The 23119-nt window shown below is 61.8% G+C and carries 23 protein-coding genes and 1 tRNA gene; 15 read left to right on the forward strand and 9 right to left on the reverse strand.

What is annotated here, in order from left to right:
* Positions 1-212: 212 nt before the first annotated feature.
* Positions 213-1094, reverse strand: coding sequence for a peptidylprolyl isomerase (locus tag EFD55_RS31235; RefSeq protein ID WP_125850771.1), 882 nt, complete (start codon positions 1092-1094; stop codon positions 213-215).
* A 247-nt stretch (positions 1095-1341) separates the two neighbouring features.
* Between EFD55_RS31235 and secA the strand changes: the two genes are divergently transcribed.
* From secA to EFD55_RS31250, 3 genes are all read left to right on the forward strand, one after another.
* On the forward strand, positions 1342-4056 hold the full coding sequence (secA, locus tag EFD55_RS31240) for a preprotein translocase subunit SecA (protein ID WP_125850773.1): 2715 nt from the start codon (positions 1342-1344) through the stop codon (positions 4054-4056).
* A gap of 177 nt (positions 4057-4233) precedes the next feature.
* Positions 4234-5649 (forward strand): lipopolysaccharide biosynthesis protein, encoded by a 1416-nt coding sequence (locus EFD55_RS31245; protein ID WP_125850775.1) that lies wholly within the window; start codon positions 4234-4236, stop codon positions 5647-5649.
* A complete protein-coding gene (locus EFD55_RS31250; protein ID WP_125850777.1) occupies positions 5650-6927 on the forward strand; it encodes a GNAT family N-acetyltransferase in 1278 nt (425 codons plus the stop codon).
* On the opposite strand, the gene EFD55_RS31255 is transcribed toward EFD55_RS31250, so the two are convergent.
* On the reverse strand, positions 6924-8555 hold the full coding sequence (locus EFD55_RS31255; protein ID WP_125850779.1) for an AMP-binding protein: 1632 nt from the start codon (positions 8553-8555) through the stop codon (positions 6924-6926). The two genes, EFD55_RS31250 and EFD55_RS31255, sit on opposite strands and share 4 nt — an antisense overlap.
* A 224-nt stretch (positions 8556-8779) precedes the next feature.
* On the opposite strand from EFD55_RS31255, the gene EFD55_RS31260 reads away from it, so the two are divergent.
* Positions 8780-9760 (forward strand): aldo/keto reductase, encoded by a 981-nt coding sequence (locus tag EFD55_RS31260; RefSeq protein ID WP_125850781.1) that lies wholly within the window; start codon positions 8780-8782, stop codon positions 9758-9760.
* Between the two features lie 57 nt (positions 9761-9817).
* Here EFD55_RS31260 and EFD55_RS31265 read toward each other — a convergent pair whose 3' ends face one another.
* On the reverse strand, positions 9818-10396 hold the full coding sequence (locus tag EFD55_RS31265; RefSeq protein WP_125850783.1) for a TetR/AcrR family transcriptional regulator: 579 nt from the start codon (positions 10394-10396) through the stop codon (positions 9818-9820).
* 127 nt (positions 10397-10523) lie between these two features.
* Here EFD55_RS31265 and EFD55_RS31270 point away from each other — a divergent pair, with 127 nt between their 5' ends.
* Together EFD55_RS31270 and EFD55_RS31275 are read left to right on the forward strand one after the other, a co-directional pair.
* Entirely contained in the window at positions 10524-11819 is a 1296-nt protein-coding gene (locus EFD55_RS31270; protein WP_125850785.1) for an MFS transporter, read from the forward strand.
* Positions 11820-11946: 127 nt separating this feature from the next.
* Positions 11947-12031 (forward strand) — tRNA-Leu (locus EFD55_RS31275).
* A 140-nt stretch (positions 12032-12171) separates the two neighbouring features.
* Here the strand turns inward: EFD55_RS31275 and EFD55_RS31280 are convergent.
* Complete coding sequence (locus EFD55_RS31280; RefSeq protein WP_125850787.1) at positions 12172-12459, reverse strand: hypothetical protein; 288 nt, start codon at positions 12457-12459, stop codon at positions 12172-12174.
* Between the two features lie 167 nt (positions 12460-12626).
* On the reverse strand, positions 12627-12914 hold the full coding sequence (locus EFD55_RS31285; RefSeq protein WP_125850789.1) for a hypothetical protein: 288 nt from the start codon (positions 12912-12914) through the stop codon (positions 12627-12629).
* Positions 12915-13127: 213 nt separating this feature from the next.
* On the opposite strand from EFD55_RS31285, the gene EFD55_RS31290 reads away from it, so the two are divergent.
* Positions 13128-14876 (forward strand): cation:proton antiporter domain-containing protein, encoded by a 1749-nt coding sequence (locus EFD55_RS31290; protein ID WP_125850791.1) that lies wholly within the window; start codon positions 13128-13130, stop codon positions 14874-14876.
* A gap of 25 nt (positions 14877-14901) precedes the next feature.
* On the opposite strand, the gene EFD55_RS31295 is transcribed toward EFD55_RS31290, so the two are convergent.
* Positions 14902-15192, reverse strand: a complete 291-nt coding sequence (locus EFD55_RS31295; protein WP_125850792.1) for a hypothetical protein — start codon at positions 15190-15192, stop codon at positions 14902-14904.
* Between the two features lie 200 nt (positions 15193-15392).
* Here EFD55_RS31295 and EFD55_RS31300 point away from each other — a divergent pair, with 200 nt between their 5' ends.
* Together EFD55_RS31300 and EFD55_RS31305 are read left to right on the forward strand one after the other, a co-directional pair.
* Positions 15393-15983 carry a YqaA family protein gene (locus EFD55_RS31300; protein ID WP_125850794.1) on the forward strand — a complete coding sequence of 197 codons (591 nt, stop codon included), beginning with the start codon at positions 15393-15395 and terminating at the stop codon, positions 15981-15983.
* A 35-nt stretch (positions 15984-16018) separates the two neighbouring features.
* The gene (locus EFD55_RS31305) at positions 16019-16534 is read left to right on the forward strand and encodes a disulfide bond formation protein B (protein WP_125850797.1); all 516 of its coding nucleotides are present in this window, start codon (positions 16019-16021) and stop codon (positions 16532-16534) included.
* Positions 16535-16543: 9 nt separating this feature from the next.
* Here EFD55_RS31305 and EFD55_RS31310 read toward each other — a convergent pair whose 3' ends face one another.
* Both EFD55_RS31310 and EFD55_RS31315 read right to left on the reverse strand, forming a co-directional pair.
* Complete coding sequence (locus EFD55_RS31310) at positions 16544-17101, reverse strand: HNH endonuclease (RefSeq protein WP_125850798.1); 558 nt, start codon at positions 17099-17101, stop codon at positions 16544-16546.
* Positions 17102-17212: 111 nt separating this feature from the next.
* A complete protein-coding gene (locus EFD55_RS31315) occupies positions 17213-17905 on the reverse strand; it encodes a DNA-3-methyladenine glycosylase family protein (protein ID WP_125850800.1) in 693 nt (230 codons plus the stop codon).
* Between EFD55_RS31315 and gluQRS the strand changes: the two genes are divergently transcribed.
* On the forward strand, positions 17904-18785 hold the full coding sequence (gene gluQRS, locus EFD55_RS31320) for a tRNA glutamyl-Q(34) synthetase GluQRS (RefSeq protein WP_125850802.1): 882 nt from the start codon (positions 17904-17906) through the stop codon (positions 18783-18785). The genes EFD55_RS31315 and gluQRS overlap by 2 nt on opposite strands.
* Here gluQRS and EFD55_RS31325 read toward each other — a convergent pair.
* On the reverse strand, positions 18750-19673 hold the full coding sequence (locus EFD55_RS31325) for a YihY/virulence factor BrkB family protein (protein ID WP_125850804.1): 924 nt from the start codon (positions 19671-19673) through the stop codon (positions 18750-18752). The two genes, gluQRS and EFD55_RS31325, sit on opposite strands and share 36 nt — an antisense overlap.
* Positions 19674-19749: 76 nt before the next feature.
* Between EFD55_RS31325 and EFD55_RS31330 the strand changes: the two genes are divergently transcribed.
* The 5 genes from EFD55_RS31330 to EFD55_RS31350 all read left to right on the forward strand — a co-directional run.
* Complete coding sequence (locus EFD55_RS31330) at positions 19750-20583, forward strand: SDR family oxidoreductase (protein ID WP_125850806.1); 834 nt, start codon at positions 19750-19752, stop codon at positions 20581-20583.
* A gap of 14 nt (positions 20584-20597) precedes the next feature.
* Positions 20598-20801 (forward strand): twin transmembrane helix small protein, encoded by a 204-nt coding sequence (locus EFD55_RS31335; RefSeq protein WP_088677727.1) that lies wholly within the window; start codon positions 20598-20600, stop codon positions 20799-20801.
* A gap of 21 nt (positions 20802-20822) precedes the next feature.
* Positions 20823-21401 (forward strand): cob(I)yrinic acid a,c-diamide adenosyltransferase, encoded by a 579-nt coding sequence (locus EFD55_RS31340; RefSeq protein WP_125850808.1) that lies wholly within the window; start codon positions 20823-20825, stop codon positions 21399-21401.
* Between the two features lie 30 nt (positions 21402-21431).
* Entirely contained in the window at positions 21432-22223 is a 792-nt protein-coding gene (locus tag EFD55_RS31345) for a rhomboid family intramembrane serine protease (protein ID WP_125850810.1), read from the forward strand.
* Between the two features lie 177 nt (positions 22224-22400).
* Positions 22401-23119 (forward strand): electron transfer flavoprotein subunit beta/FixA family protein (locus tag EFD55_RS31350; protein WP_148102917.1); only part of this gene is annotated, 719 nt, incomplete at its 3' end.

Consider the following 23119-nt stretch of genomic DNA (forward strand, 5'->3'; position numbering starts at 1 on the left):
CAAAGAGCATTTCCAGGCGAAATGGGAACCGGTTCGCCGTCCGGAAATGCGACAATAAACGATGATCGAGCGTGATGCCGAAAAGTGCGAGCGGTTTTCGGCATCACGCTCTACTTTTGATCTAGATCCGGATTCGGATTTCAGGCCGCTCAGGCCGAAAATCATCCGGATCTAACGAAGGGCCCGGAAGAACCGGGCCCTTGATGCGAATATTACTTCTGCGGCGCGGGCGCGACGGGCTCGCTGCCCGGCTCCGGCTGCTTGTTGGCCTCGTCGTAGCCCTTGCGCAACGTCTCATCCATGATCTCGACCTTTGCAGACGTCTTCGCCTGGGCGAGGAGCGCAAGATACTTGTCACGCATGACAAGCTGACGAACCTGATCCTGCACCTGCTCGAAGGGCGGCGGAGCGGCGTCGCGCTTATCCTCGACCTTGATGACATGATAGCCGAAGTCGGTCTTGACCGGCGTCTTGGAATAGGTGCCCTTTTCGAGCGCGAAGGCTGCGTCCTCGAATTCCTTGACCATGCGGCCGCGGGTGAAATAGCCGAGATCGCCGCCTTCCGACTTGTTCGGATCGGTGGACTTTTCCTTGGCGAGTTCGGCGAAATCCTTGCCGGCGTCGAGCTGCTGGATGATGTCCTTGGCTTCGTCCTCGGTCTTGACGAGGATGTGGCGGGCGTGGACTTCCTCCTGCTTCGGCAGGGCTGCGACTTCCTTGTCGTAGCGCGCCTTGACTTCGTCAGGCGTCACGGTGTCGACGACATGCTTCTTGAAATAGGCATTGTGCAGCTCGCGGTCGGCGAGATACTGCATGCGCTTCTTGAATTCGTCGGTCTGATCAAGCTTCTCGGCGATGGCGTCGGCTGCGAGCAGCTTCACATCGATGGCGGCCGACAGGGCTGCGACCTTCTTCTGCTCATCGGGCAGCTGCGCCAGCTGCGGATCGAGATTGGCGACGGCGAGATCGAGTTCCGACTGATGGATCTCCAGCTTGCCGACCTTGGCGACGATTGCATCGTCAGCAAAGGCGGGCGCCTGGAGCGCAACAAAAGTGACAAACGCCAGCGCGGCGAATTTGTTGGTGCTCAACATGAAATACCCTTCACAGTTACATCGCCGGCTTCAGTATCCCCTGAATCCAGCCCAAAATAGCCATCAACATCGGATTGTGGCCTTTCTGTATCCGCCAAATCCGTTGACATCATTCGACCCCCCTCTTATCTGTCACGCAACCTCGCGTCCAGAACAGTTTCCGGGCGTTTTAAGCTGCGCGCCTGATTTTCGGCTGGGCCGCCAACAAGAAACGCCGGGGATGAAATATTGAGAAAGGGCCAGTCACATGGTCAGCTTTGGCGGCATAGCCCGCAAGTTATTTGGATCGTCCAATGATCGCCGCGTGCGGTCGTACCAGCCGAACGTCACTGCCATCAACTCTATCGAAGAGAAGACGAAGGCTCTGACAGACGAGCAGCTCGCCGCCAAGACGGTGGAATTCCGCGCGCTGCTTGCCGAAGGCAAGACGCTCGACGACATCCTGATTCCCGCCTTTGCCGTGGTGCGCGAGGCCTCGCGCCGCGTTCTCGGCCTGCGACCTTTTGACGTACAGCTCGTCGGCGGCATGATCCTGCATTCGAATGCGATCTCCGAGATGAAGACCGGCGAAGGCAAAACCCTCGTCGCCACCCTGCCGGTCTATCTGAACGCGCTTTCCGGCAAGGGCGTGCACGTCGTCACCGTCAACGATTACCTCGCCCAGCGCGATGCCGCGACCATGGGCCGCGTCTATGGCTTCCTCGGCATGACCACGGGCGTCATCGTTCACGGCCTTTCCGACGAGGAGCGCCGCGCGGCTTACGCCTGCGACATCACCTACGCCACCAACAACGAACTCGGCTTCGATTATCTGCGCGATAACATGAAGTACGAGAAGAACCAGATGGTCCAGCGCGGCCATAATTTCGCGATCGTCGACGAAGTGGACTCGATCCTCGTCGACGAGGCGCGCACGCCGCTAATCATCTCCGGCCCGCTCGACGACCGCTCCGAACTCTACAATACGATCGATGCCTTCATTCCACTGCTGGCGCCCAGCGATTACGAGATCGACGAAAAGCAGCGCTCCGCCAACTTCTCCGAAGAAGGCACCGAAAAGCTCGAAAACCTGCTCCGCCAGGCCGGCCTTTTGAAGGGCAACGCGCTCTACGACATCGAGAACGTCGCGATCGTCCACCACATCAACAACGCGCTGAAGGCCCACAAGCTCTTCCAGCGCGACAAGGACTATATCGTCCGCAACGACGAAGTCGTCATCATCGACGAGTTCACCGGCCGCATGATGCCGGGCCGGCGTTATTCGGAAGGCCAGCACCAGGCGCTCGAAGCCAAGGAAAAGGTACAGATCCAGCCGGAAAACCAGACGCTCGCCTCGATCACCTTCCAGAATTATTTCCGCATGTACGACAAGCTCGCCGGCATGACCGGCACGGCGCAGACGGAAGCGGAAGAATTCGCCAACATCTACAATCTCGACGTCATCGAGGTCCCGACCAACCTGCCGATCAAGCGCCTTGACGAGGACGACGAGGTCTACCGGACCTTCGACGAGAAGTTCAAGGCGATCATCGAAGAGATCCTCGACGCCCACAAGCGCGGCCAGCCAGTGCTCGTCGGCACCACCTCGATCGAAAAGTCGGAGCTGCTCGCCGAGCGCTTGCGCAAGCAGGGCTTCGACAACTTCAAGGTACTTAACGCCCGCTACCACGAGCAGGAAGCCTATATCGTCGCCCAGGCTGGCGTGCCGGGTGCTATCACGATCGCCACCAACATGGCAGGCCGAGGCACCGACATCCAGCTTGGCGGCAACCTCGACATGCGCATCGAGAGCGAACTCGGCGAGGTCGAAGCGGGTCCGGAGCGCGACGCCCGAATCCAGGCGATCGTCGAGGAGATCAAGGAACTCAAGCAGAAGGCGCTCGCCGCCGGCGGTCTCTACGTCATCGCCACCGAACGCCATGAAAGCCGCCGCATCGACAACCAGCTGCGCGGCCGTTCCGGCCGCCAGGGCGACCCCGGCCGCTCGAAGTTCTATCTGTCGCTTCAGGACGACTTGATGCGCATCTTCGGCTCCGACCGCATGGACAGCATGCTGACCAAGCTCGGCCTCAAGGAGGGCGAGGCGATCGTCCATCCCTGGATCAACAAGGCGCTCGAGCGCGCGCAGAAGAAGGTCGAAGCCCGCAACTTCGATATCCGCAAGAACCTTCTGAAGTATGACGACGTTCTCAACGATCAGCGCAAGGTGATCTTCGAACAGCGTCTCGAGCTGATGGAATCGACCAATATTTCCGAGACCGTCTCCGACATGCGCCGCGAAGTGATCGAGGATCTGGTCGACAAGCATATCCCCGAGCGCGCCTATGCCGAACAGTGGGATGCCGTCGGCCTGAAGACCGCCGCCGCCAACACCCTGAACCTCGACCTGCCGATCGAGGACTGGGTGAAGGAGGAAGGTATCGGCGAGGACGATATCCGCGAGCGCCTGACTCAGGCTTCCAATGCCGCCTTCACGGAAAAGGCCGAGCGTTTCGGCGACGACATCATGCATTATGTCGAGCGCTCGATCGTCATGCAGACGCTCGACCATCTCTGGCGCGAGCACATCGTCAACCTGGATCATCTGCGCTCCGTCATCGGCTTCCGCGGTTATGCCCAGCGCGATCCGCTGCAGGAATACAAATCCGAAGCCTTCGAACTCTTCACCGCGCTGCTCAACAATCTGCGCGAGGCGGTCACCGCCCAGCTGATGCGCGTCGAACTGGTTCAGCAGGCGCCGGCCGAGCCCGAGCCGCCGCTGATGCAGGCCCATCACCTGGATCCCACGACCGGCGAGGATGATTACGCTCCGATCTACCAGGCATCGGAAGTCATCGTCTCGCCTGAAAACCGCAATCCTGATGACCCCGCCAGCTGGGGCAAGGTCGGCCGCAACGAGGCCTGCCCGTGCGGCTCCGGCAAGAAATACAAGCATTGCCACGGCGCCTTCGAACAGGTCTGAGGCAAATCGCAACGATCCTGAAATGCCGCCTCCGGGCGGCATTTTCTTTTCTGCGGCAAGAGCGGAAAACCGGCATTTTGGCTTTGTGGCGAGACTGCCCCGGAACCGTTTCTTAACCCTGACCTGTCAAGACTTCGCGGACGATTTGCCTGACCTTCAGAGTTTTGCGTGTTCATCATGGCGGTCATAGAAACAGCGGAAAAGATGCTGCCCGCGGGCTTACGCCCGATCGGCGGCCGTACGCTGCGCATGCTTGCAGCCGTGCTCACCGAACGCGGCGAGAAGGCGGCGGCTCAGCGCATGGCGTTGACGGCCTTTTCGATCCGTATCCTCAGCGCCGCTCTCGCCTTCCTATCCCAGATCGTGCTCGCCCGACTGATGGGCGAATATGAATACGGCATCTTCGTCTTCGTCTGGGTGCTGGTCGTCGTCTTCGGCGATCTCTCCTGCCTCGGCTTCCACACCGCGATCATTCGCTTCCTGCCCCAATACAGGGCGGCGGGCGCTTTCGAGGAAATCCGCGGCCTCACCGGCACGGCACGCATTTTCGCGCTGCTTTCCGGCACGGTGGTGCTCGCCGCCGGCATGCTCGGGCTGCATTTCTTCGGAGATATGATCGAGACCTACTACCTCGTCCCGATTTTCCTCGGCCTGCTCGCCATGCCGATGATCGCGCTGGGCGACATTCTGGAGGGCACGTCGCGGGCAAACCACTGGCCTGTCATGGCACTGAGCCCGGTCTATATCATCCGCCCGATCCTCATCATCGCCTTCATGCTGATCGCGATCGCGATCGGAGCCCCGCATACGGCGGTCACCGCCATGCAGGCAGCGCTCGCCGCCACCTTCGTCACCGCCGTCGGCCAATACTGCGCCACGCTCTACCGTCTTCGCCGGCATTACGACGAAGGCCCACGCAAAGTCGATTTCCTCGCCTGGTTCAGCGTCGCCTTCCCGATCTTCCTGATCGAGGGCGTGAGCTTTCTGCTCACCAATTCCGATGTCGTCGTCGTCGGCATTTTCCTTGAGCCGCACGATGTCGCGATTTATTTCGCCGCTGCCAAGACGATGGCTCTGGTGCATTTCATCAATTTCTCCGTCAAGGCGGCCGCCGGCCCGCGCTTTTCCTCGATCATCGCCGAGGGCGACCACGCCCAACTGGCGGTTGCCGCCACCGACGCCGCTCGCTGGACCTTCTGGCCGGCACTGGGGGTTGGCCTTGCAGTGCTTGCAGCCGGTCACCTGCTGCTTTCGCTCTTTGGCGGCGCCTTCACTGCCGGTTACCTGCTGATGGCGATCCTGCTCGCTGGCATCCTTGCCAAGTCGCTGGTCGGACCAGCCGAAACACTGCTGATGATGGCCGGCAGGCAGAACCTCTGCGTTGCGCTGTACGCCGGCGCGTTGACCGCCAATATCGGCCTCAACCTCACTTTGATCCCGCATTACGGCATCGAAGGCACCGCGGTCGCCACGGCCTCAGCCATGGCGGTCGAGGCGATCCTTCTGCATATCGCAGTGCGCCGCACGCTCGGCATCGTCCTCTTCGCCTTCGCCAGCCCCTCCGCCGCAACGCCAGAAATGAGAGTTCGATAGATGGTGCGTCTTCCCCCCGTCACCGAAAGCACCGACAGCATCGCCAACCGGATGGTGCATGACCTCGCCGCATTGAATTTCGAAGCGCCGCAGGCCGAGGCCCGTGCCGAGATCGGCAGGCGGGGGCGCGAACTCTGCCTCTATCCCGGCAAGCTCGGCTACGAGCTGCAGGAAGAACTCGACTTCCTCTCCAATCGGGCGATGGAACCGAACGTCTTCTTCTCCGGCCGTTTCCTCGCGCCCGCCATGCCGCGGCTTGAAGATCGGCAGGTAAACTTCGCCCTCATCCGTGACCATGGCGCCGGCCGCAGCCGAATGCGCTTCCTCATGCCGTTTTCGGTCGACAAGCCGGGCTTTGCCGTTGGCCCGTCGATCATCCGCGGCTGGTCGAACAGCTTCGGCCCGCTCGGCACGCCTCTTGTCGATGGCGAGGATGCCGCCGAGACCCTCGACAATTTCTTCGAGGGACTAACCACCCCGGATCTCAATCTGCCCAGCACGCTGGTTTTGCCGGATTTGAGGCTGAACGGCATCTTCGTGCGCATGGCCAAGGCCGTCGCGCTCAGCCGCAACCTGCCGCTCACCGTGACCAATCCGTACCTGCGCCCGATGCTGCAGAGTGAGGAAGAGGCGCCTGTCTATCTCGGCAAGACCGTCTCCTCCTCGCATATGCGCGAGATGCGCCGCCAGTGGCGCCTGCTGGAAGAACAGGGAACGGCGGTCTATGCCGTCGCGCGCCAGCCACGCGAAATCCACGTGCGCTTCGAGGAATTCCTGGCGATGGAGGCAGGCGGCTGGAAGGGCAAGCGCCGCAGCGCGCTCGTGACCGATCGCTATCACACCGCCTTTGCCCGCGAGGCCGTATCGAACCTTGCCGCCGTCGATGCGGTACGCATCCACACGATCGACCTCAACGGCAAGGCGATCGCCGCCATCGTCGTTCTGATGATGGGCGGCGAGGCCTATACCTGGAAGACCGCTTATGACGAGAATTATGCCCGCTATTCGCCGGGCAAGCTCTTGATGAGCGAACTCACCGAGTGGCATCTCGACGACGCCAACATTGTGCGCTCCGATTCCTGCGCCGTCTCGGACCATCCGATCATGAGCCGCTTCTGGCAGGAGCGCGAGGAAATGGGAACCTTGGTGATCGGCCTGACGCAGAACGGCGACCGCGATATGCGCCAGGTCGCCGCCCAGCTCCATATGTATCGCAGCACCCGCAACATGGCGAAGATGCTGCGCGAGAAGATCATGTCGCTCGCCGGCCGGGGCTAACCTTCGGCCGCCGCCCTTTCGCGCAGCAGCCGGCGGATCACCTTGCCGGTGGTCGTCAATGGCAGGGAGTCGATGAATTCCACCTCGCGCGGATATTCATGCATCGAAAGCCGCATTTTCACCCATTCCCTGATATCCGTGGCCAGCGCCTCGCTTGGGGAATGGCCCGACGACAGCACGATATAGGCCTTGACGATCTCGGTGCGCACGGCATCGGGTTTGCCGATGGCGGCGGCAAGCTGCACGGCCGGATGGCCGATCAGGCAATCCTCGATTTCGGCCGGGCCGATGCGATATCCCGACGAGGTGATGACGTCGTCGTCGCGGCCCTCGAAGGTGATGTAGCCGTCCGCGTCCTGCCGGCCGATATCGCCGGTCAGTAGCCAGCCCTTGACGAATTTCCGCTCGGTCGCCGCCGCATCGTTCCAATAGCCCAGGAACATGACAGGGTCGGGACTGGCGATGGCGATCTGGCCGGGTTCCCCTACCGGCAATTCCTCGCCCGCTTCATCGACGATCGCGACGCGGTGTCCCGGCACCGTCCGGCCGATGGCGCCTGCCCTGGTCACGCCATAGGCAGCGCTCGACGAGAGCACGAAGTTGCATTCCGTCTGGCCGTAGAACTCGTTGACTGTGATGCCGAGCGTGCGCCGCGCCCATTCATATGTCTCGCGGCCAAGCGCCTCGCCGGCAGAACCGATAGTGCGCAGCACCAGGTCATATTTCGAACGCGGATCGGCAACGGATCGCATCAGCCGCAGCGCCGTCGGCGGAATGAAGGCGTTGCGCACCTTCATCTCGGCCATGATCCTGTAGGCCATGTCGGCATCGAATTTCTGCGCCGGCGACGAGACCACGGGAACACCGAGCAGAAGGCTCGGCAGCAACGCATTGAGCAGCCCGCCCGCCCAGGCCCAGTCGGACGGCGTCCAGACCTTGTCACCTTCTTTCGGAAAGCCCTCATGGGCAAACTGCATACCCGGAATATGGCCCGGCAGGACACGGTGACCATGCAGCGCGCCCTTGGGCGGCCCCGTCGTTCCCGACGTGAAAATCATCAGCGCCGGATCGTCCGGGCCAGTCTTGGCGACCTCGAAGACGGAGGGATGGGCATCCACCAGCTCGGAAAAAGCCAGTGCGTCCTTATTTTTCCCGTCGATGCTGACGACATGTTTCAGTATCGGCAGGCGATCGCGGATCTGCCGGATACGTTCCAGACCGAAGCCATTGGTGACGATGGCCGCCGTGCCTGCCGCCTTCAGCCGGTATTCCAGCGCCTCGACGCCGAAGAGCAGCGCCAGCGGCAGCGCGATCGCGCCCATCTTGTAGATCGCCACATGTGCGATCACCGTCTCGAAGGATTGCGGCAGGAGCAGCGCGACACGATCGCCGCGCTCGATTCCGAGCGAAACGAGTGCATTTGCGAAGGCCGAGGAACGGTCCGCGAGCGCGCGATAGCTCATCGTGCGATGATGGCCGTCCGGGCTGAAATGTTCGAGACAGACGCGCTCCGGCGCCCGGTCCGCCCAGTCGTCGCTGACGGCGCGGCCGATATTGAATTCCGCCGGAATCCGCCAGGAGAAATCGTGGTAGAGATCGTCATAACGATCATGGGACGGCAGTTGCATGGTCGAGTTCCGGTAAAAATGCTGCACCAGCTAACACCCTGCGGCGCGGATGCGCAAGCCGGAGCCGAAAGCGGCAAAACATGAGCTCCGCTTCAACGCGATCACCCACCATTGCGCTCGTAGCAGCACAAATTCTTCGTTCTGCTCCCTGCGACTTTGTCGGTTCCGCACTAGATCATGCAAAGCCGCAGGGGGTGTCGTCAAATTCATCACGGAGACGTTTCATGGAATACGCAAAATTCGGCAAGACCGGGCTCGAAGTCTCGAAAATCTGCCTGGGCTGCATGACCTTCGGCGATCCCGGCCGCGGTAACCACGCCTGGAGCCTCAGGGAGGAGGATAGCCGGACGATCATCAAACAGGCGATCGACCTCGGCATCAATTTCCTCGACACGGCCAACACCTATTCCAACGGCTCCTCCGAGGAGATCGTCGGTCGCGCCATCCGGGACTTCGCCAAGCGCGAGGACATCGTGCTGGCGACCAAAGTGTTCAACCGCATGCGGCCGGGGCCAAATGGCGCAGGCCTGTCGCGCAAGGCAATCTTCGACGAGATCGATAACAGCCTGCGACGGCTCGGCACAGATTATGTCGATCTCTACCAGATCCACCGTTTCGACTACACGACGCCGATCGAGGAAACGCTGGAAGCGCTGCACGACGTGGTCAAAGCGGGCAAGGCGCGATATATCGGCGCCTCCTCCATGTATGCTTGGCAGTTTGCCAAGGCGCTCTACGTTTCCAGGCTGAACGGCTGGACTGAATTCGTCAGCATGCAGGACCACCTGAACCTGCTCTACCGCGAGGAAGAGCGTGAAATGCTGCCGCTCTGCGAAGACCAGAAGATCGCCGTCATTCCCTGGAGCCCGCTCGCCCGCGGCCGCCTGACCCGTGACTGGGACGAGACGACCGCGCGCAGCGAAACCGACGAATTCGGCAAGACGCTCTACACGCAATCCATCGACGTCGACCGCAGGATCGTCGAAGCGGTGGCACAGATCGCCAAGGCCCGCGACATCTCCCGCGCCCAGGTTGCGACCGCCTGGATCCTGCAGAAGAGCGCGGTCACGGCCCCGATCATCGGCGCCTCCAAACCAAACCATCTCAAGGCCGCCGTTGCCTCGCTGTCTGTCAAGCTGACAGCCGAGGAAGTGGCGGCACTGGAAGCACCCTACATCCCGCATGCTATCGCCGGCTTTAAATAATTCGCCGGCCGAGACCACGCGCAGAAGGAGATCGAACATCACCTTCTGCGATTGAGCTTATGTCCGGGTGCCGGGATCGAGTTGCCGGCGCATCGTCACCAGAAACTGCTCGGCAAGCGCCCTGTCCTCGACCGCGCGGGCAAGAATGACGGCGCCCATCATCGATGAAAGCGTTGTGGCGGCATTGGCGCGGCGCTCTTCTTCACTCCCGCCCGGAACGATGTCGGCGAGCGTGTCGACCAACACCGATAGCCCGTCGCTGAAAACCTCACGCACCGCGCCGCGGCTGCGGCTCACCTCCTGGATCAGCGTTGCGAAAACGCAGCTGCCGCCCGGGTCATCGACGGTGCGCCAGTGGATGTAATGGTCGAGAAGCGCCTGCAACGGCCGCTCCGGCGATTCGGCGATATGCTCCTTCCAGCGCTCTTCCACCCTGTCGATCAGCTTGCGGCTGACCTCGAGCGCCAGGTCGTCCTTCGAGTTGAAGTGGCCGTAAAAGCCGCCATGCGTCAGTCCCGCCGCCTTCATGATGTCAGCAACGCCGACACCGTCGAAACCGTTCTCGCGGAAAAGCACGCCGGCAACGCTCAGGATCTTCTCGCGGTTTTCGGCAAATTTCTCGCGGCTGACCCGCATTGTCGTCTCCAGAAATAGTCGCTTGACAAAATATATGACGTCCATCATCAATAGGCAAGAAATATGATGATCATCATGTAAATCGCTCCCGTATCTTCCCGAAGCTGAATTTCAACGGATTGTGCTCATGGTTTCCACAGCCCTCGCCTCCTCCCTTGCCCGGCGCAACATCCATTACGGCTGGGTCGTCGTCGCAGCCACCTTCCTCACCATGCTGGTGACGGCGGGCGCCATGGGTGCCCCCGGCGTTCTCATCAAACCTCTGCAGGACGAATTCGGCTGGGAAACGTCACAGATTTCCTCCGCGCTTGCGATCCGTCTGATTCTTTTCGGTTTCATGGGTCCGTTCGCCGCCGCCTTCATGAATTATTTCGGCGTCCGCAAGGTCATCGTCTTTGCGCTTGCGCTGATCGGTGCAGGCTTCATCGGTTCGCTGTTCATGACCACGCTGTGGCAGTTGCTGCTGCTCTGGGGCATCGTGGTCGGCTTCGGCACCGGCCTGACGGCCATGGTGCTCGCCGCGACGGTCTCCTCCCGCTGGTTCACCAAGCACCGCGGCCTCGTCGTCGGCATGCTTTCGGCAAGCTCGGCCACCGGCCAACTCGTCTTTCTGCCGCTGATGGCCGAGTTGACGGAACGCTACGGCTGGCGCTCGACGGTATTTTTCGTGTGCGCCATGATCATGGTCGCAGCCCTTGCCGTGCTGGCTTTCATGCGCGACCGCCCGGCCGACCTCAACTTGCCGGCTCTTGGCGAAACACACGTGACGCCACCGCCGGCAAGCACCTCGCTCGGCGTCGCGCTGATGACGCCAATCACCGTCCTCAGGGAAATCTCGACGACCTCGACCTTCTGGATCCTCTTCGCCACCTTTTACATCTGCGGCCTCAGCACCAACGGCCTGATCCAGACGCATTTCGTCACCCTCTGCGGCGATTTTGGCATTGTCCCGGTGGCCGCCGCCAGCGTTCTCGCCGTCATGGGCATTTTCGATTTCTTCGGCACGATCGGCTCCGGCTGGCTGTCCGACCGGTTCGACAATCGCTGGCTGTTGTTCTGGTATTACGGCCTGCGCGGCCTCTCCCTGCTCTACCTGCCCTTTAGCAATTTCAACTTTTACGGCCTCTCCATCTTCGCTGTCTTCTACGGCCTCGACTGGATCGCGACCGTGCCGCCGACCGTCAAGATCGCTGCCGACCGCTTCGGCCGTGAAAAGGTCGGCCTCGTCTTCGGCTGGGTCTTTGCCGGCCATCAGCTGGGAGCCGCCACCGCCGCCTACGGGGCAGGGCTTTCACGCACGGAGCTTTCGAGCTATCTGCCCGCCTTCTTCGTCGCCGGCGCCTTCTGCCTACTGGCTTCAATCCTGGCGATTACGCTGAAGAAGTCCGGCCTGACCAATCCCGTGCCGGCCGCCGCCCATTGAGATCAAACGAGATCCGGCCTCGAAACGAAGCCGGATCTCTTCAACCGGATCAGCCGGATAACTTCGCCCAACCGTCTTGCGCGCGCGGGCGCTCGCATGTTAGACAGCCGCCCGGTCTGTATCCGTTGCCCCATTGGCGGAATTGGTAGACGCGCTCGACTCAAAATCGAGTTTCGAAAGAAGTGCTGGTTCGACCCCGGCATGGGGCACCAGCCTTCGCTCTGCGAGCTTTGGCTCGGCAGGCAGACGAGAGCAGCTAAGCGGAAAACCATCGCGCCGTAGTACCGCCGGAAACGAAGGCGGACTGGTCGGATGGTGCGCCGGTTAGCTGCGCCATCACGTCCAGCTAAAACTACTTATTCTTCAACAGCCACATCTTGCCGGCCATCGTGATGCCGTAGACGTCTTTTGATCCGTCGTCATCCAGATGGCGCCGTTCGAGGAAACCAGGCTCCTTCAACTCGCCCAACGTCTTGGCGGTGACCGATTTCACTTTCTGGGGACGTTCTTTCCACCGGTCGGTTTTTGCGTAGGTCACCGTCGCGTTCTGGTGCGTCCACTTGTTGGCCGGCTGGGGATAAAGATCTCCATCCCGGGCGAGTTTGAGTGCGGCGATCTGGGACGGGGTAAGCTCAATCATGCTGAAAAATCCTGTGCGGGAGGTCTTTGCGCTGGGAACGCGCTTTACCAAAGGCGTGCTCATAACATCGAAAATCGATTTCCACCACCGCATCGATATGTCAGCGCCTGAAAGGCGAAAACCCGGCTCGCACAAGAACCGGGCTTCGTCATTGTAGCATATATCCGTCAGTAGCAGCGGCGGACCGTCTTGGTCACCTCGCCTTCGTCGGTCTGGCGGGTGACGCTCCTGGTTTCGCAGCCGTCATCGCGATAGCGGCGGTGATCGCGTTCGCGCACCGCGCCGAAGGTGATGCCGCGTTCGCTGATGGTGACGCCGGGTCGTACCCGCTCAGGGCGATAGCCGTCATCATCATAGGAACGCTCCCTGACATAGACGCTGTCGGCGAGAGCAGGCGCGGCAAACGAGCAGGCGGCAAGGGCCGCCAAGGTACAGTTCAGGATGATCTTTCGCATCTTATTTCTCCTTCTCCTTGAAGAGGCAACGAGACAGACCGAAAGTGGTTCCAATATCGGCGGGGCGCCGTTCGCGCGGGGGGTGGAGCGAGGCCGCAATCCGTTTGCGACCGACCGAGCCTCTAAAACAGCGTTCCCATCACCCAAATCAACTGTTTAATTTTGCTTGCGCTTCGTACAAAGTGGCCGCCGTCATCACAGGAAGAGGCAGACGTGCATCAGGAAGTCGGACTCATTGCAACGGTCGCCGTCAGTTTCGTTTTCGCGGCGATCCTCGGTTACGGCGCCGACAGGCTTCGGCTGCCGCCGCTCGTCGGCTATCTGATGGCCGGCATCATGATGGGCCCGTTCACGCCGGGCTTTGTCGCCGATACCGCTCTTGCCGGTCAGCTCGCCGAAATGGGCGTTATCCTCCTGATGTTCGGCGTCGGCCTGCATTTTTCCGCCTCCGACCTGCTCGCCGTGCGAGGGATCGCCGTGCCGGGCGCGATCGGGCGGATTATCCTTGTCACCTTGTTGGGCATCGGCCTCTGCAAGCTCTGGGGATGGAGCCTCGGCGCCGGCATCGTCGTCGGCCTCAGCCTTTCGGTGGCGAGCACCGTGGTTCTCCTGAAGGCATTGGAGGAGCGCAATCTCGTCAATGCGCCGAGCGGGCGCGTCGCCGTCGGCTGGCTGATCGTCGAGGATCTGGCGATGGTGCTCGCGTTGGTGCTACTGCCGGCGCTTGCAGAACTTTTGGGTGGCAACGCGGTCGCGACGACGAACCACGGCCTCGGCGATCTGCCGCTGGCGCTGACGATCGCCCTGACGCTGCTGAAGGTGGTGGCCTTTGCCGCAATGGCGATCTTCCTCGGCCCTCGCATCGTGCCGTGGCTGCTGACCATGATCGCCCGCACAGGCTCGCGCGAGCTTTTCACACTAACGGTGCTGGCGATCGCACTCGGCATCGCCTTCGGCTCGGCGGCGATCTTCGGCGTCTCCTTCGCGCTGGGCGCGTTTTTCGCCGGCGTCGTCATGAGCGAATCCCAACTCAGCCATAGGGCGGCGGCCGACTCGCTGCCGTTGCAGAACGCCTTCTCCGTGCTGTTCTTCGTCTCGGTCGGCATGCTCTTCGACCCTTCGATCCTGGTGCGCCAGCCGCTGGCCGTGATAAGCGCGCTGGCGCTCATCATCCTCGGCAAGGCCATCATCACCTTCCTCATCGTCCTGCTGCTGCGATACCCGATCGGCCTGGGGCTGACGCTGGCCGGCGGCCTTGCTCAGATTGGCGAGTTTTCCTTCATCCTCGCCGGACTCGGCGTCTCGCTCGGGCTCCTGCCCCATGAGGGTCAGGATCTGATCCTTGCCGCCGCGATCCTGTCGATCACCCTCAACCCGCTGGTGATCTTTTCGACCGACAGCCTGAAGAAATATGTCCATTCGAAATGGCCTGCTCTCTGGGAAAGCTACGGCAGGAAGAAGCAGAAGACGCTCGGCAAGGAACTGGAAAAAATCAGGGCACTCGGCGAGGAGCGCGAACGCCAGCACCAGCTGAAGATGCAGCAGCTGATCGAAACCTTCCCGCTGTTTGCCCAGGTCGACGAGGACGCGCAGGAGGAGCTGCTGCTGCTCTTCAAGGCGAAATCCGCCCCGCCCGGTGAACGTGTCATCCGCCGCGGCGACCGCGGCGACGGCATGTTTTTCATCTCTTCCGGCGCCGTGGAAGTGCGGCTTGCCAGCGGTGCAATCCGACTGGAGCCGGGCTCCTTCTTCGGCGAGATGGCGCTTCTGACCGGCGGACGGCGCAGCGCCGACGTCATCGCCGTCGACTTCTGTCAGTTCGAGGTGCTCGAACGGCGCGACTTCAACATGTTCATGTCGCGCCATCCCAATCTGCGCGCCATCGTCAGCGAAATGGCCGAGAAGCGCACGGAAATGAACGTCCTGCGCCAGCAATGGGAAAAGTCGATGGACTTGTCCTGAAACGGCGACCGCACCGCCCTGTGCCTCAGGAGGAGGTCGGCCAGTAGGCGTCGGAACGAAAGTCCACCGGGATAGGATCGAGCCGCGACAGCGCCTCGGCAGCGAAATCGATCTGCAGCGACAAATATCTGAGTGCTGCCGGCATCGGCGCGCCGGTCGCAAATTCCCGGACGCGGGAGAGATGGTAGCCGCTTTCGTTGAGCCGCCGGGCGGCCTCCCACCGCACGTCGTCCGGGCTTGGTCCGTGGCCCGCCTCGGGCCACTCGTCCGCCAACGCCGCCTGCCCGCGCCCGCCCTCGATCACCTTGAATACCATCTCACGCCACCCTGCATGCCGATCCGAAAAAAGCTTGCCGCAGAATGGCAGATTCGCAATCCCGTGAAATCTTGCGAGAGACCCGGATGCATCGGATCACGAAAATTTTTAAACGGTGGTGGCGAGAAGGCCACGGCGAGCATTTACAGCACCGCGCACGGCCCCTAAAGCTTTTTGCGCCGCAACAGGAAGGGAACGGAATGCTCCGCAGACTTTACGACTGGACCATGTCTCTGGCCTCGCGCAAATCGGCCGAAGTCTGGCTCGCCGTCATCGCCTTCGTCGAAAGCTCCATCTTTCTCGTTCCCGCCGATGTGCTTTTCCTGCCGATGGCGCTTGCCAAGCCGGAGCGCTCCTATCGCTACGCGCTGATTGCAACCGTCGCCTCGGTGCTCGGGGGCATCGCTGGCTGGACGCTCGGCTATTACGCCTATGAGACGGTGGCGCGGCCCATTCTCGAATTCTACGGCAAGCTCGATGCCTTCGAGCAGATGAAGGCCTACGTCACCTACGAGACGATCCTGCTGCTGCTCGTCACCTCCGGCCTCGCGCATCTGCCGCCGATCAAGGTGGTCACCATTCTGTCCGGCGTCATCCACGTCAATCTGGGTCTCTTCATCGTCTCGGCGATCGTCGCCCGCGGCGCGCGTTTCCTCTTCCTCGGCTGGCTGCTGCGCCGATACGGCGAGCCGATCCGCCACTTCATCGAAAAGCGCCTCGGTCAGATCGTCGGCATCGGTGCCGCCGCCGTGATCGTGTTATACCTCGCCTACCGCTATCTCGCTCACTAGATTCAAGTTCAGATTTCAGGCTGCGGAGTTCCGCCATGACTGCCACTTCCTCGCCGCTCGTCCGCCCCGGCTTTGCCTATTCCCTGTTGCTTGCCATAGGCATGGCGGCGGTGGTCGGAACGGCGCTCGGCTTCCAATATATCGGCGGCTATATTCCCTGCGCGCTCTGCCTGCTGCAGCGCCAGCCCTATTACTACGCCATTCCGATCGCCATCATCGGTGCGATCTCGGCGCTCGTCGGCGTGCCGAACTGGATCACCCGCGCGCTCATTCTGGCGGCCGGCATGCTGATGCTGGTCACGGCGGGCATGGGTGTCTATCACGCCGGCGTCGAATGGCATTTCTGGCCAGGCCCGGCCACCTGCTCGACCACGGCAAGCAGCATGACGACCAATGCCGGTGATCTGCTAGGCGAACTCAACACCATCAAGGGCCCGTCCTGCACGGACGCGGCGCTGCGCGTGCTCGGCCTGTCTTTCGCGGGCTGGAATGTGATCGCTGGGCTCCTGCTCGCCGCCTTCGCCTTTCTCGGCGTTCGCAAGGCGGCGTAAGCAGGTCGATCAGGGCTGCAGTTCGGTATCCCAGTAGAGATAGTCGAGCCAGCTGTCATGCAGGTAATTCGGCGGGAACAGCCGGCCGTTATTGTGCAGATCCTGCACCGTCGGCTGATAGGGCTTCTGCGCCGGGAACATGCCTGCTTGCTTGGGAAGCTTGCTGCCCTTGCGCAGATTGCAGGGCGAACAGGCTGCCACGACATTCTCCCAGGTCGTCTCGCCGCCATGGGCGCGGGGGATGACATGGTCGAAGGTCAGGTCGTCATGCGTGCCGCAATACTGGCATTCGAACCGGTCGCGCAGGAAGACGTTGAACCGGGTGAACGCGGGATTGCGGGACGGCTGAACATAGGTTTTGAGGCACACGACACTCGGAAGCCGCATCGAAAAGCTCGGCGAGGAAACCGAATGTTCATACTCTGCGATGATGTTTACACGGTCGAGAAACACCGCCTTGATCGCGTCCTGCCAGGACCATAGCGACAAGGGGTAATAACTCAGCGGCCGGTAGTCAGCGTTCAGGACGAGCGCCGGCAGGGCCTGTGGGGAGACTGCAATCGTCAAGGGACTCTCCTGATCGATTCGGCATCTGCACCTGTATATTAGGCCGGTTGTTACAGGATTGTGAAGTCCAATAAATTCAGAGGATAAAGGCAATTTGAAGAGTGTTGCCGATCAGCCGATCGGCACCATGTCGCGACGCATTTTCGTGGCGTAATAAGCCCAGAAAAGCCGGGCCGCGACCGAACGCCACGGCGACCAGATTTCTGCCAGGAGAGCAAGCGCTTTTTCCTGCGGCCGGGCCTCAAGGCCGAAGGCCGCGCCCACGGCATTCTGCAGCGCGACGTCGCCGGCCGGGAAGACATCGGCATGGCCGCCGCAAAACATCAGATAGACCTCAGCCGTCCAAGGGCCAACGCCCTTCAACGCGGTGAGTTCGCCGAGCGCCTCGCCGGGCGGCTTCAGGCAAAGGCTGGAGAGATCGAGGCGGCCGGAGGCCACCGCTTCGGCGATCCGTGTGAGCGTCTCGGCCTTGGCGCGCGACAGGCCGAACTCCCGCCATGCCTCGGGGTGTAGCAGCGCATAGCCTTCCGCGGTCAGCAGACCGTCGGCCGGCAGCATCCGGCGCCAGATCGCCTCGGCGCTAGCGCGTGATACCATCTGCGAGACAATGATATGGGCAAGACCTGCAAAGCCTGGCTCACGCAGCCTGAGCGGAATGGGCCCGGCGTCCGCCGCAATCGGCGCAAGGCGCGGATCGAGGCGAAGCAGCGCTTCCAGCCCGTGCCTGACGTCGTCTTCGTTGCGGATGATCTGCACATCGCCTCGCAGTGGTTCGAAACGTGAATCCATGGCAGAAGAAAGCATGACCACGAGCGAGCGTCAAAAACCTGTCTTTCGTTTTGCGCCGAGCCCCAACGGGCCGCTGCATCTCGGCCATGCCCTCTCCGCCTTCCTGAACCGCGATATGGCGGAGGCCAGCCATGGCCGCCTTCTTCTGCGCATCGAGGATATCGACCTGACGCGCTGCACGCCGGAATTCGAGGCCGGCATCCTGAGCGATCTCGACTGGCTTGGTATCGGCTGGGAAAGCCCGGTGCGGCGCCAGTCGGAACATTTCCCCGAATATCAGGCGGCGCTGCAGGCGCTGATCGAGCGCGGCCTGGTCTACCCGGCGTTTCTCACTCGGGGCGAGGTGAAGGCGCGGGTCTCCGCCTACGAAGCGGCGGGCGAATCCTGGCCGCGCGATCCCGACGGCACCCCGCATTATCCCGCAACCGATCGCGAGCGCCCGAAGGCCGAATCGCGGGAAATGCTCGCCTCGGGGAAGAGGCATGCCTGGCGGCTCGATATGCGCAAGGCACTGGATCTGACCGGCGAGCTTTTGTTCTGGACGGAAATCGGTGACGGCAGGACGGGCGAGATCGCCGCAGAGCCTGAAGTCTGGGGCGACGTCATCCTGTCTCGCTCGGACGCCCCGTCGAGCTATCATCTCTCGGTGGTCGTCGACGATGCTCTGCAGGGCGTCACCCATGTCGTGCGCGGGCTCGATCTTTTCCACGCAACGTCGGTGCATCGGCTGCTGCAGGTGCTGCTCGACCTGCCGCAACCGATCTACCACCATCATCGTCTCATTCTCGACGCAGACGGCCGCAAGCTTTCGAAAAGCGAAGGCGACAGCGGACTTGGCGAATTGCGCGCCCGGGGCATGTCAGGGTCCGATGTTCGCCGCCTTGTCGGGCTCTGATTTCCTCGCGACGCGCTGCCGGCCGACGATCGAAAGCGTATGGGAGAACATCCGGAAGACGCGGAACTTGATCAGCGCCGCATTGATCTCTGCCCCGATGATGAAAATGACGCTGACCATATAAAGGAAAATCAGCACGATCATGACGGATGCGAGACCGGCATAGGTTGCCGTATAATTGGCGAAGGTCGCGAGATAATAGGCGAAGATCAGCGCGCCTGCGAGCCAAAGAAGCAGCGTCAGCAGCACGCCGGGAATGACGTCGAAGACCCGCCGTTTGCCGGCCGGCAGCCAGAGATGCACGACGAGCAGGGCGATCGTCAGCACCACCAGCGTGCCGTAGATGCGCCAGCTGAAGACGATGTCGAGCGTATCGGCAAACAGCGGAAACCAGCCGCGCGCATAATCGAGGGCGAGCGGCAGCGCGACCAGCAATATGCTGATCGCCGCAAAGATGACGACCGCGATCAGTACGTAGCCAAGGCTGGCGAGACGCGTGAGATACCAGGGCCGAGTCTCCTGCACCCGATAGGCGCGGTTGAGCGAGATGCGCAGTGCCTCGACGCCGTTCGAGGCGAAATAGGCCGCCGCCAGCACCGATATCGTCAGCAGCCCGCCGCGCGGAATGGTCAGCACCTGCAGCACCTGGTCGGCGACCGGCTTGGCGATCGCCTCCGGCCAGGTATCGAAGATCAGGTGGATGGCGGTCGAGGAAAACTGATTGGCGCCGAGGAAGCTTGCGAGCGCCGTGCCGAAGATCAGGAAGGGGAAAACCGCAAGCAGGCTCGACAGCGCTACATGGCTTGCCATGGCGAAGCCGTCGTCCTCGATCAGGTGACAGATCGCATCATAAACCACGTCGTAGATCGTGCGCAGCACCTTCGGCATTCCGTCTCCGGCTTTCCAGATTGTATCCTCTGGCCGAATATGGGAAACGAGTCCCATTTTGTACAGGAATCATTCCATGGCGGAGCAGCGCACCATCGTCGTGACCGGATGCTCGTCCGGTATTGGCGCTCATTGCGCGCGAGCGCTGAAAGCCGACGGCTGGCGTGTCTTTGCGACGGTGCGCAAGGCGGAAGATCTAGCCGGACTGGAAGCGGACGGCATCGAAGCCTTGCTGATGGACTACACCAGGGCCGAGACGATTTCCACGCTGGTCGGAGCGGTTCTGGAGCGCACCGGCGGCCGCATCGACGCGCTCTTCAACAACGGCGCCTACGGCCAGCCCGGCGCCGTCGAGGATCTTTCGACGGCGGCCTTGCGCGCGCAGTTCGAGGCGAACTTCTTCGGCTGGCACGAATTGACCCGTCAGGTCATTCCGCCGATGCGCAAACGAGGCCAGGGACGGATCGTGCAGTGCTCCTCCATCCTCGGCGTCCTGCCCTATCGCTATCGCGGCGCCTACACCGCCTCCAAATTCGCGCTCGAAGGCCTCAGCGTCACGCTTCGCATGGAACTGCAGGGCAGCGGCATTCACGTGAGCCTGATCGAGCCGGGTCCGATCGCGACACGTTTCACCGCCAATGCGCTCGTTAAGATCAAAGAGAATATCGACATCGAGAATTCGCCGCACGCGGTCGATTATATCAGACAGCTGGCAAGGCTCGAGGGTTCGGGGCCGGTCAATCGTCACAAACTTGGCCCCGAGGCAGTCTATTCGGTGTTGAAGCACGCATTGAACTCGAAAAAACCGAGGCCACATTATCCTGTAACGACTCCGGCTAAACAGGGCATGGTCCTGAAGCGGCTGCTTCCGGCAGATCTCTTCTACCGCCTGATGCGCTGGACGGACTGAGAAAGCTGAATGCCATGTCCACCGTCACCTATATCCTTGCGATCATCGTCATGGGCGTCGTCGCCCTCGTCCTGATCCGCGGCCTCTTCAACATGATGAAGGGCGGCGATGCCAATCTTTCCAACAAGCTGATGCAGCTTCGCGTCCTGTTGCAGGCGATCGCGGTCATTCTGATCATGCTGACGCTCTGGCTGACCGGCGGCGGCCGGCCGACCTGACCGGGTTCGTAGGGGGAGATCGTGGTCAAACTCAACAAGATCTACACGAAAACCGGCGATGACGGCACGACCGGGCTGGTCTCCGGCCCGCGCCGGACAAAGGACGACCTGCGCGTCGAGGCCTATGGCACGATCGACGAGGCCAATTCGGCGATCGGCCTGGCGCGCCTGCACACAACAGGCTTGCCGGAGCTCGACGCCATGCTGATGCTGATCCAGAACGACCTCTTCGATCTCGGCGCCGATCTCGCCACGCCCGATACCGGCGAGCAGCCTGCCTACGAGCCGCTGCGGATCGTCGAGACGCAGGTCGACCGCATCGAGCGCGATATCGATCAGTTGAACGCCGGCCTGGAGCCCTTGAAATCCTTCATCCTGCCCGGCGGCAGCCCCGCGGCCGCGCATCTGCATCTTGCCCGCACAATTGCACGCCGCGCCGAACGCCTGATGGTGGCGCTTGGCCGCGCGGACGGCGAGATCGTCAGCGAGGCGGCAATGAAATATGTCAATCGCCTCTCCGATTTCCTCTTCGTCGCGGCGCGTTACGCAAATGACGGGGGCCAGGCGGATGTGCTTTGGGTTCCGGGGAAAAACAGATAGGCTTGCTTGCCATCACGCCGGGGGGCCTTAATGTTCATACCACTCCATGATGCCAACACGCTGAAACATATCAAGGTTCAGTGGGTGACGCTCGCCCTGATCACCCTGAATGTGGCAATCTGGCTTCTGACCAGCCTGGAAAGCGAACAGGCCTCCCAGGCGACGACGGTCGCTCTCGGCTATATCCCGGCGATTGCTTTCGGCCACGCCGTGCTGGCGCAGGGCCTCGAAATCGTGCCGGAGCCGCTGACCTACCTCACCTATGCCTTCGTCCATACCGGCTTCTGGCATCTGGCTTCCAACATGATCTTCCTTTGGGTCTTCGGGGATAACGTCGAGGATGCGATGGGGCATCTGCGATTCCTGGTTTTCTACATTGCCTGTGCTGCTGCCGGCGCGCTTTGCCATGGCCTGCTGGGCACGACCTCGGAAGCGCCGTTGGTCGGCGCGTCGGGGGCGATCTCCGGCGTCATTGCCGCCTATGTCATACTGCATCCGCGCGTCAGGGTCTGGGTGCTGGTGTTCTTCCGTGTGCCCTTGCCGCTGCCGGCCTTCGTGCCGCTGCTTTTGTGGATCGGCCAGCAATTCCTCATGCTGGCGATCACTCCCGATGGAGACGTTTCCTGGGGCGCCCATGTCGGCGGCATCCTTGCCGGCGCTCTTCTGATTCTCGTTTTGCGCCGGTCTGACGTGCCGCTCTTCGATCGGGAAATCGTGACACCTCGCGCGGTGAGAAATGAAACCGGCAGCGGCCCAGCCGTTGCGGCCGGCACGGACGGACGAACGGCGCCGCGCCTTCCTTGGGGTCGCGGCCGGCAGTGATATTGACGTGAACGTCAACGTTATATATTGCCGAGGCAAATCGCCTGTCAGCGTCATGGAAGCGTTGTCTTTGGAGGAAAAACGCGTATCCATGTCGCCATTCGACAATCGGAGCGGCGCCTAAGCGCGCATTTTCCTAAAAACGCTGAAGCCAGTTTCTCTCGAAGGAAGGACCCCATGAAGATTCTCGTCCCAGTCAAACGGGTTGTCGACTACAACGTGAAGATCCGGGTACGTCCGGATGGCACGGGTGTTGAGCTTGCCAATGTGAAGATGTCGATGAACCCGTTCGACGAGATCTCGGTGGAAGAGGCGCTGCGGCTGAAGGAAGCCGGCAAGGCTGAAGAGGTGATCGTGGTGTCAATCGGTCCTGCCAAGGCCGAGGAGACGCTGAGGACGGCACTTGCCATGGGCGCCGACCGGGCGATCCTGGTCGAGACCGACGATCAGGTCGAGCCGCTGGCGGTTGCCAAGATCCTGAAGGGTGTGGCCGAGGCCGAGCAGCCCGGCCTTGTTATCGTCGGCAAGCAGGCGATCGACGACGACTCGAACCAGACCGGCCAGATGCTGGCAGCACTGATGGGTTCGGCTCAGGCGACCTTTGCCTCGAAGATCGAGATCGGTGACGGCAAGGCGACCGTGACCCGCGAGGTCGACGGCGGCCTGCAGACGATCGAGATCAAGCTGCCGGCGGTGGTCACATCGGATCTGCGCCTGAACGAGCCGCGCTACGCCTCGCTGCCGAACATCATGAAGGCGAAGAAGAAGCCGCTCGACAAGAAGGCTCCTGCCGATTTCGGCGTCGACACGACGCCGCGGCTGAAGGTGCTGAAGACCGAGGAGCCGTCGGGCCGCAAGGCCGGCGTCAAGGTCAAGTCGGTCGCCGAACTGGTCGA

The organism is Rhizobium pisi (assembly GCF_003938655.1).
GTDB classification, from domain to species: domain Bacteria; phylum Pseudomonadota; class Alphaproteobacteria; order Rhizobiales; family Rhizobiaceae; genus Rhizobium; species Rhizobium pisi.